The following is a 16,966-nucleotide window of genomic DNA, read 5'->3' on the forward strand; positions in this document are numbered from 1 at the left end:
AACGAACAAGTGTTCTATTCTGGGTGCGGGGGAACGGAAGGACAGCCAAGGAGGCACGATGCGCTGGGACCATCTGGGCGACGGCCCGTCGGCGCTGTTCGGCACGGAGGTCGTCAGCCGGACGTTCGACACCCCGGAATTCCGCGGGATCACCTTTCACGAGGTCCGCGCCCGCTCACTCGTCAACCGCGTCCCCGGCGGCTCCCGGATGCCGTTCGCCTGGACGGTGAACCCCTACCGCGGCTGCAGCCACGCCTGTGTGTACTGCTTCGCCCGCAAGACCCACAGCTATCTGGACCTCGACACCGGCCACGGTTTCGACTCGCAGATCGTGGTGAAGGTCAACGCCCCCGAACTCCTCCGCCGCGAGCTGGCCCGGCCCACCTGGCGGGGCGAGCACATCGCGATGGGCACCAACGTCGACTGCTACCAGCGGGCGGAGGGCCGGTACGCGCTGATGCCCGGCATCCTGACCGCGCTGCGCGACCGCGCCAACCCGTTCTCGGTGCTCACCAAGGGCACGCTGATCCTGCGCGACCTGGAGCTGCTGCGGCAGGCGGCCGAGGTCACCGACGTCGGCGTCTCGGTCTCCGTCGGCTTCCTCGACCGCGAGCTGTGGCGCACCGTCGAGCCGGGCACCCCCGCCCCGGAGCGCCGCCTGGACGTGGTGCGCACCCTGCGCGCGCACGGCATCGGCTGCGGGGTGCTGATGGCCCCGGTGATCCCGTTCCTCGGCGACGCCCCCGAGCAGCTGCGCGCCACGGTCCGCGCCCTCGCCGAGGCGGGCGCCGAATCCGTCACCCCGCTCGCCCTCCACCTGCGCCCCGGCGCCCGCGAATGGTTCCTCTCCTGGCTCGGCCACCACCACCCGCACCTGGTCCCGCGCTACGAGCGGATGTACGCGGGCGGCGCCTACGCCCCCACCTGGTACCAACGCCGCATCACCCGCCAGGTCCACGAGTTCGCCGCCGAGTACGGCATCGGCCCGGCCCGCTCCGGCGAGGCCCGCCGCATGCGCCCGGGACGCCCGCGGAGCGGGAGTGAACCCTCTCCCGGGCCCTCCTCGCAGCCGACGCAGCTGACGCTGATGTGAGCTCGCCGCCCCGGAAAAGCACCTGCCCGCCCCGCCCGGCGCCCCCTACCGTCCCCGCATGACAAGAACGGACAGGCCACCGGTACACATCCGGGAGATGGCCGAGGACGACGCCGAGGCGGTCGCCGCGGTGCGGGTGCGTGGCTGGCGGGCGGCGTACGACGGGCTGATGCCGCGGACGTATCTGGACGCGTTGGATGTACCGGAGCAGGCCGCGGCGCAGCGGGCCCGGCTGCGGCGACGGCCGCCCGGGGTCCGCGATCTGGTCGCGGAGCGGTCCGGCACGGTCGTCGGCTGGGCGTGCGTGGGCCCCGCGCCTGGCACCCCGGCCGCTCCGGCACCCGCCCCCGTCGCCGAACTCTTCGCCCTGTACGTCACGCCCGAGCTGATCGGCACGGGAATCGGCCGCGCCCTCATGGCCGCCGCACTGGCACACGCCCGGCGGTCCGGCTTCGGCGAACTGTGCCTGTGGGTGGTGCGCGGCAACGCCCGCGCCCGGCGGTTCTACGCCCGCGCGGGTTTCACCCCGGACGGCACGGAACAGACGGACGAGGTCGACGGCGTGCCCGTCCCCGAGCTGCGGTACCGGCGGACGGTGGGGTGAGGGCGCCGGACGGAGGCGCCGGGGAGACAGGGCCCCGGCGCCCGGCCCGTCCGACGCCCGGCCCGTACGGGCACCCGCTTCCGTACGGCACCCGGTGCCGTATCTAGCGGCCCGGCTCCTCCGGCACCCCCAACCGCGCCAGCGCCGCCGCCGCCGCGGCCGCCAGGCGGGGATGGCCGGACGCCGCGGTCAGGGCGGGAACGGCGCGGCGGTCGCCTAGGGCGCCGAGGCCCTCGACGCAGGCCAGGGCGACGCGCCAGTACGGGGTGTGGGGGGCGGTCAGCCGTTCCAGGGTGGTGATCAGGGCCGGTACGGACTGCGGGGCCCGGAGTTCGGCCAGGAGCCGGACGGGGTGCAGGGCATAGGCGGTGCGCAGCGGATTGGTGGCGAGGGCGGCGGCGGCGCGGGCGGTGCGCGGGTCACCGAGCCGGGCCAGGGCGTGTGCGGCCGTGGCGCAGCGCACCGGGTCGCGGTAGTTGAGCAGCAGGACCAGCGTCTCGAAGGCGCGGGTGTCGCCCGCGCAGCCGAGGGTGAAGGCGGCGATCTCCCGGGCCCACAGCGGGCGTTCCACCGCGACCAGTACGGCGGCGAGTTCGTCGCGTCCGGCGGGGCTGCCGCGGCGGGCGAGGCCGAGGAGCCGCTCGTAGGCCGCCAGATCGTCCGCGGTGCGCAGTTCGGCGCGCACCCGGTCCGTCAAATCGTGGAATTCTTCTTCCATTTGCCGCCTTCTCTCCCGCCGACCGGGCCATCACCCGCCGGGCCCGCCCACTGTGGCCCGCGCCATGTCTCAAGCCCCGCCCTACCCCTGGACCCGGCGTTACCCACCGGTTAACCTCGGGGGACGAGCAGTACCCCTGCTCCGGCGGCCTGGTGACGCAGCCGCCCGCAGTACGTCGGTCCGGTGAGCCCGGCCCGGTCCGGTCCACGCGTCCGGTCCGGTTCTCCACGCGACACCGTTACGGAAGAGCACGGCACGGCCCCGGGACAGGGCCCGCCGCCCGCCTCTTCGCGCACCCGCACCTTCCGCACCGCCCGCGGTGCCCGGCCTTCCCCGGCGCACGCCCGCCGCGGCGGCCGCCGCACGGCGGTGCGCCCCACCCTCAGTCGTCACCTCTCCCCTGCGCGTAGGGGAACACTTCCTGGAGCCTTCGATGGACCGTCAGTCCACCCCAGATCTCTCCTCCGACCCCGCCGGCACCGCACCGGCCCTGCCGACCGTGGCCGTGATCGGCCTCGGCACGATGGGCACCCAGATCGCCGGGCTCCTCGCCCGCTCCGGGCGGGAGGTCATCGGTGTCGACACCGATGACGCGGCCGCCCGCACCGCCGCAAAGACCCTCGCCGCCACCACCGCCCGCTCCGTCGCGCGCGGCCGGCTCACCGAACGGGAGCGGCAGTCGGTGCTGGCGCGGTTTCGGACCTTCCCGGACGTGCGGGCCGCCGCCGACGCCGATCTCGTCATCGAGGTGGTGCCCGAGGATCCCGCGCTGAAGCGGGAGGTGCTGGCCGCGCTGGACGACGTGGTGCGGCCGGAGGCGATCATCGCGACCGGCACCAACGCGCTGTCGGTGACCCGGCTCGCCGCCGACTCCCGGCGCCCCGAACGCGTCCTCGGGCTGCACTTCTTCAACCCGGCGCCGGCGATGAAACTGGTCGAAGTGGTCTCCTCGGTGCTGACCGCGCCGACCGCCGTCGCCGCCGTCACCCAGCTCGCCCGGGAGCTGGGCAAGGACCCGATCGCGGTGGGCGACCGGCCCGGTTTCGTCGCCGACGGCCTGCTGTTCGGCTACCTCAACCAGGCGGCCGCGATGTATGAGTCGCGGTACGCCGGGCGGGAGGACATCGACGCCGCGATGCGGCTGGGCTGCGGTCTGCCGATGGGCCCGCTGGCGCTGCTCGACCTGATCGGCGTGGACACCGCCCGTACCGTCCTGGAGGCGATGTACGCCGCCTCCGGCGACCGGCTGCACGCGCCCGCGCCGGTCCTCGGCCAGCTCGCCGAGGCGGGGCTGACCGGCCGGAAGGCGGGCCGCGGCTTCTACACGTACCAGGCGCCGGGCTCGGCCACCGTCGTACCGGACGCGCTGACGCCGGCGGACGGCGGCGGGCGCGGCGCCGGGCGTCCGGTGCGTGCCGTCGGTGTCGCCGGGTCGGGGACGATGGCGTCCGGGATCGCCGAGGTCTTCGCGAAGGCGGGCTTCGACGTCGTGCTGGCGGCCCGCACCCCCCAGAAGGCGGAGCGGGCGGTGGCCCGGATCGCGAAGTCGCTGGACCGTTCGGTGGGGAAGGGGCGGCTGACCGCCGGGGAGCGGGACGCCGCGCTGGCCGCGATCACCCCGGCGGGGACCCTGGACGCGCTGGCCGGGGTGGATCTCGCGGTCGAGGCGGTGGCCGAGGACCTGACCGTCAAGCAGGAGCTGTTCGCGGCGCTGGACGCGGTCTGCAAGCCGGGCGCGATCCTTGCGACCACCACCTCGTCGCTGCCGGTCATCGCGTGCGCGCGGGCGACCTCCCGGCCGCAGGACGTCATCGGGATGCACTTCTTCAACCCGGCGCCGGCGATGAAGCTGGTCGAGGTGGTGCGGACGGTGCTGACCGCCGACGAGGCGCACGCCACCGTCCGCGAGGTGTGCGCGCGGGCGGGCAAGCACGCGGTGGACTGCGGCGACCGCGCCGGTTTCATCGTGAACGCGCTGCTGTTCCCGTACCTGAACAACGCGGTGAAGATGGTCCAGGAGCACTACGCGACGCCGGACGACATCGATACCGCGATGAAGCTGGGCGGCGGCTACCCGATGGGCCCGTTCGAACTGCTGGACGTCGTCGGGCTCGATGTCTCGCTGGCGATCGAGAGGGTGCTGCACGAGGCGTTCCGCGATCCGGGGCTGGCCCCGGCGCCGCTGCTGGAGCATCTCGTCGCCGCGGGCTGCCTGGGCCGCAAGACCGGCCGCGGCTTCCGTGAGTACGCCCGGCGCTGACCGGGGCCGGTGGGGCGGGCTGCTGGCGCCTTCGGGCGGTCCGCCCCAGGTCAGCGGGGTGCGGAGGGCACCGCATGCCACGGGCGGCGGGAATATGAAGTACCGTCCCCACATGTCCCAGCCCGCTCGTTCCCCGTCCCCCGACACCCCGGACACCGCCACTCCCGGCGCCCGCCGCGCGGCGGCCCAGCGCCTCAAGATGCGCCGCGAACTCTCGGCCGCGGCCATGGAGTTGTTCGCGACCAAGGGCTACGAGGCGACCACGGTCGACGAGATCGCTGCGGCCGCCGGTGTCGCCCGGCGGACGTTCTTCCGCCACTTCCGCTCCAAGGAAGAGGCGATCTTCCCCGACCACGACGACACCCTGGTCCGCGCCGAGGCGGTCCTCGACGCGGCGCCGGCGCACGAGAACCCGCTCGATACGGTCTGCCGCGGCATCAAGGAAGTCATGCGGATGTACGCGGCGTCCCCCGCGGTGTCCGTCGCCCGCTACCGCCTGACCCGTGAGGTACCCACCCTCCGGGAGGCCGAGATCGCGTCCGTGGCCCGCTACGAGCGGCTGTTCACCCGCTATCTCCTGGGCCATTTCGACGAGGGCGCGCACCGCGAGGGCGATGACGATCCGCTGCTCGCCGAGGTCGCCGCCTCCGCGGTGGTCACCGCGCACAACCACGTCCTGCGGCGGTGGCTGCGGGCGGACGCCCAGGGCGATGTGGAGAGCCAGCTGGACCGCGCCTTCGAGATCGTCCGGGAGACCTTCGGCAAGGGCATCGGCGCGGGCCACGGCACCGCCGGGGAGCCGGCGCCCGCGGCGGTCTCCCGCGAGGGCGAGGTGCTGGTCACGGTGGCACGCACGGACGCCCCGCTGGACGAGGTCATGCGGACGATCGAACGGGCACTGAAGAAGCGCTGACCCCCGGCCACCGCCCACCGCTCCCCCGCCCGCACCACGGGCCCGTACCCCCGGCCCCCGGGAGCCCGACGCCGTCGCGCGTCCGGCCTTCGGGGGCCGCGGCATGTCCGGATCCCGGCACCGGCGTCCGCGCGGATCGCACCCCGGTTCCGCGCGATGATCGCTCATCCGGACCCTTTGAACGATCATCCGGCGCCCCTCGCGGCCCTTTGAACGATCATCGCTCAGATGTGACGACTTTCTTTCACCTGAGAGAAATTCATGGCACTCAGTGTCTTGTTCGTTGGCACGCGGTGTCATACGTTGAGGGGGTCCGAGCGGCCGGCGCGCGCCCCCCAGCGCCTGCCGGATGTCCCAACGGCCGTATCCCGTCCGTCCGTTCGGCGCCTGCGTCACAGGCACTCCCGCGCTCACCGGCGCCGCCCCGCGGATCTTCCGTCCGCACCCCGCACCACCCCCGACGTTCCCTCAAGCCGTTCCCGAACGAGCTTCGCCGGAGGCACACCGTGAACGAAATCCTGGACGCGATCCTCGCGCCCGACACCACCCGCGACGACTTCGCCGCCCTGCCGCTGCCCGAGTCCTACCGCGCGGTCACCGTCCACAAGGACGAGACCGAGATGTTCGCCGGGCTCGACACCCGCGAGAAGGACCCGCGCAAGTCCCTGCACGTCGAGGACGTCCCGCTGCCCGAACTGGGCCCCGGCGAGGCGCTGGTCGCCGTGATGGCGTCCTCCGTGAACTACAACAGCGTCTGGACCTCGATCTTCGAGCCGCTGTCGACCTTCGGCTTCCTGGAGCGCTACGGCAAGCTCTCCCCGCTCGCCAAGCGCCACGACCTGCCCTACCACGTCATCGGCTCCGACCTGGCGGGCGTCGTCCTGCGCACCGGCCCCGGCGTCAACTCCTGGCACCCCGGCGACGAGGTCGTCGCGCACTGCCTCTCCGTGGAGCTGGAGTCCTCCGACGGGCACAACGACACGATGCTCGACCCCGAGCAGCGCATCTGGGGCTTCGAGACCAACTTCGGCGGGCTCGCCGAGATCGCGCTCGTCAAGTCCAACCAGCTGATGCCCAAGCCGGACCACCTGAGCTGGGAGGAGGCGGCGGCTCCGGGCCTGGTCAACTCCACCGCCTACCGCCAACTGGTCTCCCGCAACGGCGCCGGCATGAAGCAGGGCGACAACGTCCTGATCTGGGGCGCGTCCGGCGGCCTGGGCAGTTACGCCACCCAGTTCGCGCTGGCCGGCGGTGCCAACCCGATCTGCGTGGTGAGCAGCGAGGACAAGGCGGAGATCTGCCGGAAGATGGGCGCCGGGGCGATCATCGACCGCAAGGCCGAGGGCTACAGGTTCTGGAAGGACGAGAGCACCCAGGACCCGAAGGAGTGGAAGCGGTTCGGCAAGCGCATCCGCGAGCTGACCGGCGGCGAGGACATCGACATCGTCTTCGAACACCCGGGCCGTGAGACCTTCGGCGCCTCCGTGTTCGTCACCCGCAAGGGCGGCACCATCACCACCTGCGCCTCGACCTCCGGCTACATGCACGAGTACGACAACCGCTACCTGTGGATGTCGCTGAAGCGGATCATCGGCTCGCACTTCGCCAACTACCGCGAGGCGTGGGAGGCCAACCGCCTGATCGCCAAGGGCAAGATCCACCCGACGCTCTCCAAGGTGTACGCCCTCGACGACACCGGCCAGGCCGCGTACGACGTCCACCGCAACCTCCACCAGGGCAAGGTCGGCGTCCTCGCACTCGCCCCCGAGGAGGGGCTCGGCGTCCGCGACACGGAGATGCGCGCGAAGCACCTCGACGCGATCAACCTCTTCCGCGACGCATGACCGCACGCGACCGGCGGGCCCCGCGGTCCCGGGGCCTGCGGGCCACACCGTCGCAACGTCCGAACCGATAGGCGGCTGCAAAAATGACTGAGCGTCAGAAGGATCGTCCGTGGCTGATGCGGACCTACGCCGGGCACTCCACGGCCGAGGCGTCCAACGAGCTGTACCGGCGCAACCTCGCCAAGGGCCAGACCGGACTGTCGGTCGCGTTCGACCTCCCGACGCAGACCGGGTACGACCCCGACCACGTCCTCGCCCGCGGTGAGGTCGGCCGGGTCGGGGTCCCCGTCTCCCACCTCGGCGACATGCGGCGGCTGTTCCAGGACATCCCGCTGGAGCAGATGAACACCTCGATGACCATCAACGCCACCGCGATGTGGCTGCTGGCGCTCTACCAGGTGGTCGCCGAGGAACAGGGTGCGGACCTCGCGAAGCTCCAGGGGACGACGCAGAACGACATCGTCAAGGAGTACCTCTCGCGCGGCACCCACGTCTTCCCGCCGGGCCCCTCCCTCCGGCTGACCACCGACATGATCACGTACACGGTCAACCACCTCCCCAAGTGGAACCCGATCAACATCTGCAGCTACCACCTCCAGGAGGCGGGCGCCACGCCCGTCCAGGAGATCGCGTACGCGCTGTCCACCGCCATCGCCGTTTTGGACGCGGTGTTCGCCTCCGGGCAGGTGCCCGAGGAGCGCAAGGGCGATGTCGTCGCGCGGATCTCCTTCTTCGTGAACGCGGGCGTCCGCTTCGTCGAGGAGATGTGCAAGATGCGGGCGTTCGGCCGCCTGTGGGATGCGATCACCCGTGAGCGGTACGGCATCGAGAACCCCAAGCAGCGCCGCTTCCGCTACGGCGTCCAGGTCAACTCGCTGGGCCTGACCGAGGCGCAGCCGGAGAACAACGTCCAGCGGATCGTCCTGGAGATGCTGGCGGTCACCCTGTCGAAGGACGCCCGCGCGCGGGCCGTCCAGCTCCCGGCGTGGAACGAGGCGCTGGGCCTGCCCCGCCCCTGGGACCAGCAGTGGTCCCTGCGCATCCAGCAGGTCCTCGCCCACGAGAGCGACCTGCTGGAGTACGAGGACCTCTTCGCCGGCTCGCACGTCGTCGAGGCCAAGGTGGACGCGCTCGTCGCGGAATGCCGGGCGGAGATCGACCGCATCCAGGAGATGGGCGGCGCGATGGCCGCCGTCGAGTCCGGCTATCTCAAGGCGCAGCTGGTCTCCTCGCACGCCGAGCGCCGCGGGCGGATCGAGTCCGGCGAGGAGAAGATCGTCGGCGTCAACTGCTACGAGTCCACCGAACCGAACCCGCTCACCGCCGACCTCGACACCGCGATCATGACGGTCGACCCGGCCAACGAGGCGCGCGTGGTGAAGGCCCTGCACTCCTGGCGGGACGAGCGGGACGAGACGCGGGCCCAGGACGCGCTGGCCGCGCTGAAGAAGACCGCGGCGGGCGACGCCAACCTCTTCCCCGCCACCGTGGAGTGCGCCCGCGCCGGGGTGACGACCGGCGAATGGGCGTGGGCGCTGCGCGATGTCTTCGGGGAGTTCCGGGCGCCGACCGGGGTGTCCGGCGCGCCGCTCGCGGTCGCCGCCGAGGCCGGTACGCCGCTCGCCGCCGTCCGCGAGAAGGTCGCGCGGACCGCCGCCGAGCTGGGCACCGGCAAGCTGCGGCTGCTGGTCGGCAAGCCCGGTCTGGACGGTCACAGCAACGGCGCCGAGCAGATCGCGGTGCGCGCCCGGGACGCCGGCTTCGAGGTGGTCTACCAGGGCATCCGGCTGACGCCCGAGCAGATCGTCGCGGCGGCGGTCGCCGAGGACGTGCACTGTGTGGGCCTGTCGATCCTGTCCGGCTCGCACGCCGAGCTGGTTCCGGACGTGCTGGCCCGGCTGGAACGCGCCGGGGCCGAGGAGCTGCCCGTGATCGTCGGCGGGATCATCCCGTCCGCCGACGCGGCGGCGCTGCGCGCGGCCGGGGTGGCCGCGGTGTTCACGCCGAAGGACTTCGGTATCACCGAGATCATCGGCCGTATCGTCGACGAGATCCGCACGGCGCACCGGCTCGCCCCTCTGGAGGTCCCCGCATGACCCCGGCGCCGTCCCGCGCACCCCGTACGTCCCCGTCCGAAGCCCCCGAGGAGTGACCACGATGCAGTTCGGCCGTACCTACGAAGAGTTCACCGTCGGCGATGTCTACAAGCACTGGCCGGGCAAGACCGTCACCGAGTACGACGACCACCTCTTCTGCCTGCTGACGATGAACCACCACCCGCTGCACCTGGACGCCCACTACGCCGGGGAGACCACCGACTTCGGCCGGAACGTCGTCGTCGGCAATTACGTCTACTCCCTGCTGCTGGGCATGTCGGTGCCGGACGTCTCCGGGAAGGCGCTGGCCAACCTGGAGGTCGAATCGCTGCGGCACGTGGCGCCGACGTTCCACGGCGACACGCTCTACGGCGAGACGACGGTGCTCGACAAGACGCCGTCACGCTCCAAGCCCGACCGCGGCATCGTGCAGGTCAAGACGGAGGGCTACAACCAGGACGGCACCCTCGTCTGCGTCTTCCGGCGCAAGGTCATGGTGCCGACCGCCCAGTACATCGCGGAGCGCGGCGGCGAACAGCCCGGCCGCCCCGAGCTGAAGGCCCCGGCGGCCCGGAAGGAGAAGTAGACATGTCCCGTCTCGCGCAGACCGAGGGCCTGACCGACATCCAGCGGGAGATCCTCGCCACCGTCCGCGACTTCGTGGACAAGGAGATCATCCCCGTCGCCACGGAGCTGGAGCACCGCGACGAGTACCCGACGCAGATCGTCGAGGGCCTCAAGGAGCTGGGCGTCTTCGGGCTGATGATCCCCGAGGAGTACGGCGGTCTCGGCGAGTCCCTGCTGACGTACGCGCTGACCGTGGAGGAGATCGCCCGCGGCTGGATGAGCGTGTCGGGCATCATCAACACCCACTTCATCGTCGCGTACATGCTCAAGCAGCACGGCACGCAGGAACAGAAGGAGTACTTCCTGCCCAAGATGGCGGCGGGCGAGATCCGCGCCGCCTTCTCGATGTCGGAGCCGGCGCTCGGCTCGGACGTCGCCGCGATCTCCTCCAAGGGCGTCCGCGACGGTGACGCGTACGTCCTCTCCGGTCAGAAGATGTGGCTGACCAACGGCGGCTCGTCGACGCTGGTCGCGGTGCTCTGCCGGACCGACGAGGGCCACCCGGAGGGCACCGCCCCGCACAAGTCGATGACGACCTTCCTCGTGGAGAAGGAGGCCGGTTTCGGTGAGGTGCGTCCCGGTCTGACCATTCCCGGCAAGATCGAGAAGATGGGGTACAAGGGGGTCGACACCACCGAGCTGATCATGGACGGCCTGCACGTCCCGGCCGACCGGGTGCTCGGCGGCGAGACCGGACGTGGCTTCTCTCACATGATGGACGGCGTCGAGGTCGGCCGGGTCAATGTCGCCGCGCGCGGCTGCGGCGTCGCACGGCGCGCCTTCGAACTGGGCATCGACTACGCCCAGCAACGCCACACCTTCGGCAAGCCGATCGCGCAGCACCAGGCGATCCAGTTCAAATTGGCCGAAATGGCAACAAAGGTCGAAGCCGCCCATGCAATGATGGTGAATGCCGCACGCAAAAAGGACTCAGGGCAACGAAACGACCTTGAGGCGGGCATGGCGAAGTACCTGGCCTCCGAATACTGCAAGGAGGTGGTGGAGGACGCGTTCCGCATCCACGGTGGCTACGGCTTCTCGAAGGAGTACGAGATCGAGCGCCTCTACCGCGAGGCCCCGATGCTGCTGATCGGTGAAGGTACCGCCGAGATCCAGAAAATGATCATCGGTCGGCGGCTACTGGAGGAGTACCGAATCCAGGGGTGAAATTCCCCTTTGCCCGGATTTCACCTAGACGAAGATCACACCGCGTCATGCTTGTTCGGCCACGGATTGGCTCTGGCTCTTGGCCAGTTGCCGCTCGTAACCGATAGCATCCCCGGAAAGCCGCCGTCCCCCGTAACTCCTACGCGGCATCCTCCGCTACGAAGGTCATCCATGCCCCACAGCCAATCCTCTGCACCACGCGGTCGCGTCCGCCTCGCGCGCGGAGCGTCGCCGTGGCTCCTCCCGACCGTGGCAACGGCAGCGGTCAGCCTGGCCCGTTCCCGTCGCTCGGGACGCTGGGCCGCCGTCGCCGTGCCCACCACCGCTCTCGCGGCGGGCATGCTGTGGTTCTTCCGCGACCCCGAGCGCGAGATCGCGCCGGGCCGCGTGATCAGCCCGGCCGACGGTGTGGTGCAGAGCATCATGCCGTGGAAGGACGGACGCACCCGCGTCGCGATCTTCATGAGCCCGCTGAACGTCCACGTCAACCGCGCGCCGCTGGCCGGCACGGTGACGTCCGTGGAGCACATCCCCGGCGGGTTCGTCCCGGCGTTCAACAAGGAGAGCGAGAACAACGAACGCGTCGTCTGGCACTTCGACACCGAGATCGGTGACGTCGAGATGGTCCAGATCGCCGGTGCGGTGGCCCGCCGCATCGTGCCTTACGTGCCGCAGGGCACCAAGGTGGAGCAGGGCGAACGCATCGGTCTGATCCGCTTCGGCTCCCGCGTCGACGTCTACCTCCCGGAAGGCGTCGAGGCGGCGGTCGAGGTCGGACAGGCCACCACCGCGGGGGTGACTCGACTTGACCGTGACTGATCCCGAAACCCAGGCCGGCTGGGCTCCCGAGAACGAGGAGGAGGGGGACGTCGACATTCCGCTGTCCACGCGGCTGTCGATAGCGGACACCCTCACCCTCGGCAATGCCATCTGCGGCTTCATGGCCGTCTACTTCACCACCACCGGTGTCCTCATCCCGCATCTGACGGGCATGGACGACGGCGGTATGGCGCGGCACAGCGCGGCGATGGCCGTGATCTTGATGCTGCTCGCGTCGGTCTTCGACCTCTTCGACGGACTCGTGGCGCGCAAGCTGCGGGCCTCCGCGATGGGCGCCGAGCTCGACAACCTCTCCGACCTGATCAGCTTCGGTCTCGCCCCCGCCTACTTCGTCGTCACCTGGGGCATGGTCGCCCAGGACGCCAACCAGCAGGTATCGGTGGTGGCCGCGGTGGTGGTCCTGCTCGCCGTGGTGCTGCGGCTCGCGCGTTTCTCCTGCGTACCGATGCGGGACGGGATGTTCCAGGGGATGCCCGGACCGTTCGGCGCGCTGACCGTCGTCGCCATCGTCCTGCTGGAGCTGCCGTTCCTGCCGACGCTGCTGGCGATCATCGGGGTGGCCTGGCTGATGGTGAGCCGGGTCGAGTACCCGAAGCCGCGCGGCCGCCTCGCCGTGGCGATGCTCAGCTGGATCGTGCTGAGCATGGGCATGCTCGCCGCCTGGGCGCTGGACGCCCCCGCCGGTCAGCGGCTGCTGCAGACCGGCTGCGCCCTCCAGATCGTCCTCGGTGCGATGATCCCGCTCTTCGCGACGGCCCGGCGGGTGAACACCTTCCGCGACAACCGCCGCGAGGCCCGCGCCGCCCAGCTGCCGTAACGGCCCGTACGACCTACGCCGAGAGCCCCGAGCGAATCCCTCGCTCGGGGCTCTCGGCGCGTGTGGGGGCCGGGTACTTCCTGAGGGGCGGCTCCGGGCCGGTGGCCGGGCGCTCGCCGGGTGGCCAGGAGTTCCCCCTCGGGGGCGGGTGCGGTCGGTGGCGGGCGGGACGGGGCCGGTGGTCCGATCGCTCGCCGGTGGCCGAAGGACCCGGTGGCCCCGGGCGCTCGCCGGTGGCCGGGCGGCCCGTACGGGGCCCGTGCGCCCGGCCCCGTACGGGTGGTCCGCCGTGTGGCTGCTCCGGGGCTCAGCTCAGCAGGTCGCGGGCGAGTTGTTCCGCGGCGCGTTCCAGGAGGGGGCCCGCCTGGGCCATACAGCGTTCCGGGTCGCTCTCCAGGGCCGTCAGGGGGTAGGCGCGGCGGATACCGGCGGCGGCCAGTGCCTCGGGGGGCAGGCGCAGCCGCCCGCAGACCGCGGCGACCTCCAGACCGGCGGCGCGGGCCGCCGCGGCGACGCCGGCGGGCGCCTTGCCGTGCAGGGTCTGCTCGTCGAGGGAGCCCTCACCCGTGATCACGAAGGTCGCCCCGGCCAGCGCGGGCGCGAAGCCCAGCACCTCCAGCATCACGTCGATACCGGGCCGGAACGTGGCGCCCAGACCGACCAGCGCGCCGTAGCCGATACCGCCCGCCGCGCCCGCGCCGGGCGCCTGGGCGCACTCTGCGGCCCGGGAGCCGAGCGTCCGCTCCAGGACGGTGGCGTAATGCGTGAGCGCCGCGTCCAGCTCCGCGACGTCCGCCTCGCTCGCGCCCTTCTGCGGGCCGTAGACCGCGGGCGCGCCCTTGGGGCCGGTGAGCGGATTGTCGACATCGCTGGCGAGGACGAGGTCCGTGCAGGCCAGCCGCGGGTCGAGGCCGGAGAGGTCGGCCGTGGCCAGGGTGTGCAGGGCGCCGCCGCCGGGGCCGACCGGCACGCCGTCCGCGTCGAGGAGGCGGGCGCCGAGCGCGGCCAGCATGCCCGCGCCGCCGTCGGTGGTGGCGCTGCCGCCGACCCCGAAGACGATCGAGGTGGCCCCGGCGTCCAGCGCCGCCCGCAGCAGCTCGCCGGTGCCGTACGTGGTCGCCGTCAGCGGGGCGAAGACGCCGGGCGGCAGATGCTGGAGACCGGACGCCTCGGCCATCTCGACGACCGCGGTGCCGTCGTCACGCAGGGCGAAGGTCGCGGTGACCGGGGCGCCGGTGGGGCCGGTGACCTGCGCCTCGTGCCGGGCGAAACCGGCCGCCAGCGCGGCGGCGACCGTGCCGTCACCGCCGTCCGCGACCGGCACGGCCGTCACGTCGAGGTCCGGGACGGCGCGGCGCAGGCCCGCCGTGACGTGCGCGGCGACCTCGACGGCCGTGAGGGAGCCCTTGAACTTGTCCGCGGCGATCAGCACATGTGCCGCGCGTGTCCTTGCTGCGTCCGCCATCGTGTTTCCCCTTGCGTTCGAACTGGCAGTCGCGCCGCTGCGACCCTATCCGGGGAAAGCCACCACGAACAGGGCTTCCCGTGGCGACGGCACGGCCGCGCGGGGCCCGGCTCTCCTATGCTCGCCGCCATGACGACCATGGATGAGGCGACCTACATCGCGAGCCTGCCGCGGGTGCTTTCCGGCGCCGGTACCGTCCTGCGGGACGCGGCGGGCCGGATCCTGCTGGTGGAGCCGGACTACCGGGACTGCTGGCTGCTGCCCGGCGGCACCGTCGAATCGGACACCGGGGAATCCCCCCGCCAGGCCGCGCGCCGCGAAACGGCGGAGGAGATCGGCCTGGACCTCCCACTCGGCCCGCTGCTCGCCGTCGACTGGGTCCGCAGCCCCGGCTGGCCCCCCGTCGTCTCGTACCTCTTCGACGGCGGCGTCCTCGACGAAACGGCACTCGCCTCGATCCGCCTCCAGGAGGACGAACTGCTCTCCTGGCGCATGGCCCCGTGGGAGGAGGCCGCCCGACTGCTGGATCCGCAGCTGGCGCTACGGGTACGGGCCGCGCTCGACGCGCTGGAGAGGGGGACGGGGACGGTGGAGCTGGAGGATGGGCGGGTCCCGGTGGGGGGTTGAGGGCGGTTTTTCCCGGTCCTGTGACGGGGGCTCAGATGGTCGGGGGTGGTGGGTTGGGTGAGCGTTTAGCCAGGTCGGAGGGTGGGCCCCGCAGGTGCGGGGGTGGTCCCTGGAACAGCGCGGCGGTCGCACTGGTCGAGGAGTGGGCCCCGCAGGTGCGGGGGTGGTCCCGCTTCGGTGAACGGTTCGGCGGGCACGTCGAAGTGGGCCCCGCGGGTGCGGGGGTGGTCCCGCCAGGCCCTGGCCGGGGCCAGGGTCGCCGAGGTGGGCCCCGCGGGTGCGGGGGTGGTCCCACCAGTGGGCCGACTTCGACTGCGGAGGCGAGGCGGGCCCCGCGGGTGCGGGGGTGGTCCCATCTGGCAGCCCGGCGCATGGGAACTTCTCGGGTGGGCCCCGCGGGTGCGGGGATCTCCCGGCCCCACTCCGCAACAACTGCCTGTCAGGCCGTGAACCCGGGCGCCGAGAAATCCCGTTGAGCACTCCCGCGCCCGCCCGTACCGTGCCCCGCATGGTGCGATCTCCCCGGCTGGTGCCGGTCACCCACGAGAACGTCGAGGCTGCCTGTGAGCTGCGGGTGCGGCCCGAGCAGGAAGAGTTCGTGCGGCCGGTGGCGGTGTCGTTGGCGGAGGCTTATGTGCGGCCGGAGCGGGCCTGGCCCCGGTTGATCGTGGACGAGGGGCGGGCCGTCGGGTTCGTGATGGCATTCTTGGATGTGCGGTTCCGGCCGGACGAGCCCGGGGACCGGCCGCGGAGCGGGTTGTGGCGGCTGAACATCGCGGCGGGTGAGCAGGGCAAGGGGTACGGGACGTTCGCCGTGCGGGCCGTCGGGGGGATGCTGCGGGAGCGCGGGGCGCAGACGATGACGGTGACCTGGGGTGTCGGGGAAGGCGGGCCCGAGCCGTTCTATCTGAAGCTCGGGTTCCGGCCCACCGGGGAGCTGAGCGGGGATCAGATCGTCGCGGAGTGCCCCCTGGGCGGGGACCGGAGCGGCGCGCGGGGACCGCTGCGCGCCGCCGGCTGACGTCCGGCCTGCCCTTCCCCCTACCCGTGAACGAGGAGCTGCCGTGGAAGAGAGCGAAAAGATGGAAGAGATCGCCGTACGTCTGGCCGGGGTGCCGGGGGTGGTCGGGGTGATGCTCGGCGGGAGCCGGGCGCGGGGCGCGGAGCGGGCGGACTCCGACTGGGATCTGGGGGTGTACTACCGGGGCGAGGTGGACGTACCGGCGCTGGAGGCGCTGGCCGCCGAGGTCGCCGGCGAGCCCGTCGAGGTGTTTCCGCCGGGGGCGTGGGGCGCGTGGGTCAACGGCGGGGCGTGGCTGACGCCGGCCGGGGGCGGGGCGTCGGTGGACTGGATTCTGCGGGACGTGGACCGGGTGCGGCGGGTGTGGCGGGAGTGCCGGGAGGGGCGGTACGAGATCGGCGAACAGCTCGGGCACCCGCTCGGGTTCTGGTCCCCCGCGTATCCGGGTGAGGTCGCGCTGGGGCGGGTACTGGCCGATCCCGCCGGGGAGTTGACGGAGCTGCGGCGCGCGGTGCGGGAGTATCCGGAGGCGTTGCGGGCGGCGCTGTCCGGGCGGGCCGTGGGGGACGCGGAGTTCTCGGTGGCGATGGCCGCGAAGGCGCCCGGACGCGGGGACGTGCTGCACGCGGCGCTCTGTCTGTCGCGGGCGGTCGGCGCCCTCGTCCAGGCGCTGCACGCGCACCACCGGGTCTGGTGCGTCAACGAGAAGGGCGCGCTCGCGGCGGTCGCGGCGCTGCCCGGCACCCCGCCGGAGTTCGCCCGCGACGCCGCCGCGCTGCTCGGCGGCCTCGGCACACAGGAGGAGCCGCTGCGCCGGTCGCTGGAGCGGGCGCGGCGGTTGGTGGCGGAGGTGCGGGAAGTCGTGGGCGGGTGA

At 72.4% G+C, this 16,966-nt stretch carries 15 protein-coding genes and 1 CRISPR repeat array; of the genes, 13 read left to right on the plus strand and 2 right to left on the minus strand.

The window, feature by feature from the left end:
• Nucleotides 1-58 precede the first annotated feature (58 nt).
• Nucleotides 59-1,093 carry an Rv2578c family radical SAM protein gene (locus ACZ4M8_RS23915; RefSeq protein ID WP_467610484.1) on the plus strand — a complete coding sequence of 345 codons (1,035 nt, stop codon included), beginning with the start codon at nt 59-61 and terminating at the stop codon, nt 1,091-1,093.
• A gap of 58 nt (nt 1,094-1,151) precedes the next feature.
• Nucleotides 1,152-1,697: a GNAT family N-acetyltransferase gene (locus tag ACZ4M8_RS23920; RefSeq protein ID WP_467610486.1), complete on the plus strand. Its 546-nt coding sequence runs from the start codon at nt 1,152-1,154 to the stop codon at nt 1,695-1,697.
• A 103-nt stretch (nt 1,698-1,800) separates the two neighbouring features.
• Here the strand turns inward: ACZ4M8_RS23920 and ACZ4M8_RS23925 are convergent, their stop codons facing one another.
• A complete protein-coding gene (locus tag ACZ4M8_RS23925) occupies nt 1,801-2,415 on the minus strand; it encodes a HEAT repeat domain-containing protein (protein ID WP_467610487.1) in 615 nt (204 codons plus the stop codon).
• 433 nt (nt 2,416-2,848) lie between these two features.
• On the opposite strand from ACZ4M8_RS23925, the gene ACZ4M8_RS23930 reads away from it, so the two are divergent.
• From ACZ4M8_RS23930 to pssA, 8 genes are all read left to right on the plus strand, one after another.
• Nucleotides 2,849-4,675: a 3-hydroxyacyl-CoA dehydrogenase family protein gene (locus ACZ4M8_RS23930; protein ID WP_467610489.1), complete on the plus strand. Its 1,827-nt coding sequence runs from the start codon at nt 2,849-2,851 to the stop codon at nt 4,673-4,675.
• Nucleotides 4,676-4,787: 112 nt separating this feature from the next.
• Nucleotides 4,788-5,588, plus strand: a complete 801-nt coding sequence (locus ACZ4M8_RS23935; RefSeq protein WP_467610491.1) for a TetR family transcriptional regulator — start codon at nt 4,788-4,790, stop codon at nt 5,586-5,588.
• A 506-nt stretch (nt 5,589-6,094) separates the two neighbouring features.
• Nucleotides 6,095-7,432: a crotonyl-CoA carboxylase/reductase gene (ccrA, locus tag ACZ4M8_RS23940; protein ID WP_467610493.1), complete on the plus strand. Its 1,338-nt coding sequence runs from the start codon at nt 6,095-6,097 to the stop codon at nt 7,430-7,432.
• An 83-nt stretch (nt 7,433-7,515) separates the two neighbouring features.
• Nucleotides 7,516-9,528, plus strand: a complete 2,013-nt coding sequence (locus ACZ4M8_RS23945) for a protein meaA (RefSeq protein ID WP_467610495.1) — start codon at nt 7,516-7,518, stop codon at nt 9,526-9,528.
• A gap of 61 nt (nt 9,529-9,589) precedes the next feature.
• A complete protein-coding gene (locus ACZ4M8_RS23950; RefSeq protein WP_467610497.1) occupies nt 9,590-10,114 on the plus strand; it encodes a MaoC family dehydratase in 525 nt (174 codons plus the stop codon).
• Nucleotides 10,115-10,116: 2 nt separating this feature from the next.
• Nucleotides 10,117-11,322: an acyl-CoA dehydrogenase family protein gene (locus ACZ4M8_RS23955; RefSeq protein WP_467610498.1), complete on the plus strand. Its 1,206-nt coding sequence runs from the start codon at nt 10,117-10,119 to the stop codon at nt 11,320-11,322.
• Between the two features lie 171 nt (nt 11,323-11,493).
• Nucleotides 11,494-12,141, plus strand: coding sequence for a phosphatidylserine decarboxylase (locus ACZ4M8_RS23960; protein ID WP_399083738.1), 648 nt, complete (start codon nt 11,494-11,496; stop codon nt 12,139-12,141).
• The gene (gene pssA / locus ACZ4M8_RS23965) at nt 12,128-12,979 is read left to right on the plus strand and encodes a CDP-diacylglycerol--serine O-phosphatidyltransferase (protein ID WP_467610500.1); all 852 of its coding nucleotides are present in this window, start codon (nt 12,128-12,130) and stop codon (nt 12,977-12,979) included. Before ACZ4M8_RS23960 ends, pssA begins: the two co-directional genes overlap by 14 nt.
• Before the next feature lie 307 nt (nt 12,980-13,286).
• Here the strand turns inward: pssA and ACZ4M8_RS23970 are convergent, their stop codons facing one another.
• Nucleotides 13,287-14,444, minus strand: coding sequence for a glycerate kinase (locus ACZ4M8_RS23970; RefSeq protein WP_467610501.1), 1,158 nt, complete (start codon nt 14,442-14,444; stop codon nt 13,287-13,289).
• Nucleotides 14,445-14,573: 129 nt separating this feature from the next.
• Between ACZ4M8_RS23970 and ACZ4M8_RS23975 the strand changes: the two genes are divergently transcribed.
• From ACZ4M8_RS23975 to ACZ4M8_RS23985, 3 genes are all read left to right on the plus strand, one after another.
• A complete protein-coding gene (locus ACZ4M8_RS23975; RefSeq protein WP_467610503.1) occupies nt 14,574-15,071 on the plus strand; it encodes an NUDIX domain-containing protein in 498 nt (165 codons plus the stop codon).
• An 81-nt stretch (nt 15,072-15,152) separates the two neighbouring features.
• Nucleotides 15,153-15,425: a CRISPR direct-repeat array (repeat unit 29 nt; unit sequence GTGGGCCCCGCAGGTGCGGGGGTGGTCCC).
• A gap of 154 nt (nt 15,426-15,579) precedes the next feature.
• Nucleotides 15,580-16,092 carry a GNAT family N-acetyltransferase gene (locus ACZ4M8_RS23980; RefSeq protein WP_467610504.1) on the plus strand — a complete coding sequence of 171 codons (513 nt, stop codon included), beginning with the start codon at nt 15,580-15,582 and terminating at the stop codon, nt 16,090-16,092.
• A 61-nt stretch (nt 16,093-16,153) separates the two neighbouring features.
• The gene (locus ACZ4M8_RS23985) at nt 16,154-16,966 is read left to right on the plus strand and encodes a DUF4037 domain-containing protein (RefSeq protein WP_467610628.1); all 813 of its coding nucleotides are present in this window, start codon (nt 16,154-16,156) and stop codon (nt 16,964-16,966) included.

Source organism: Streptomyces sp. NPDC027185, assembly GCF_055567035.1.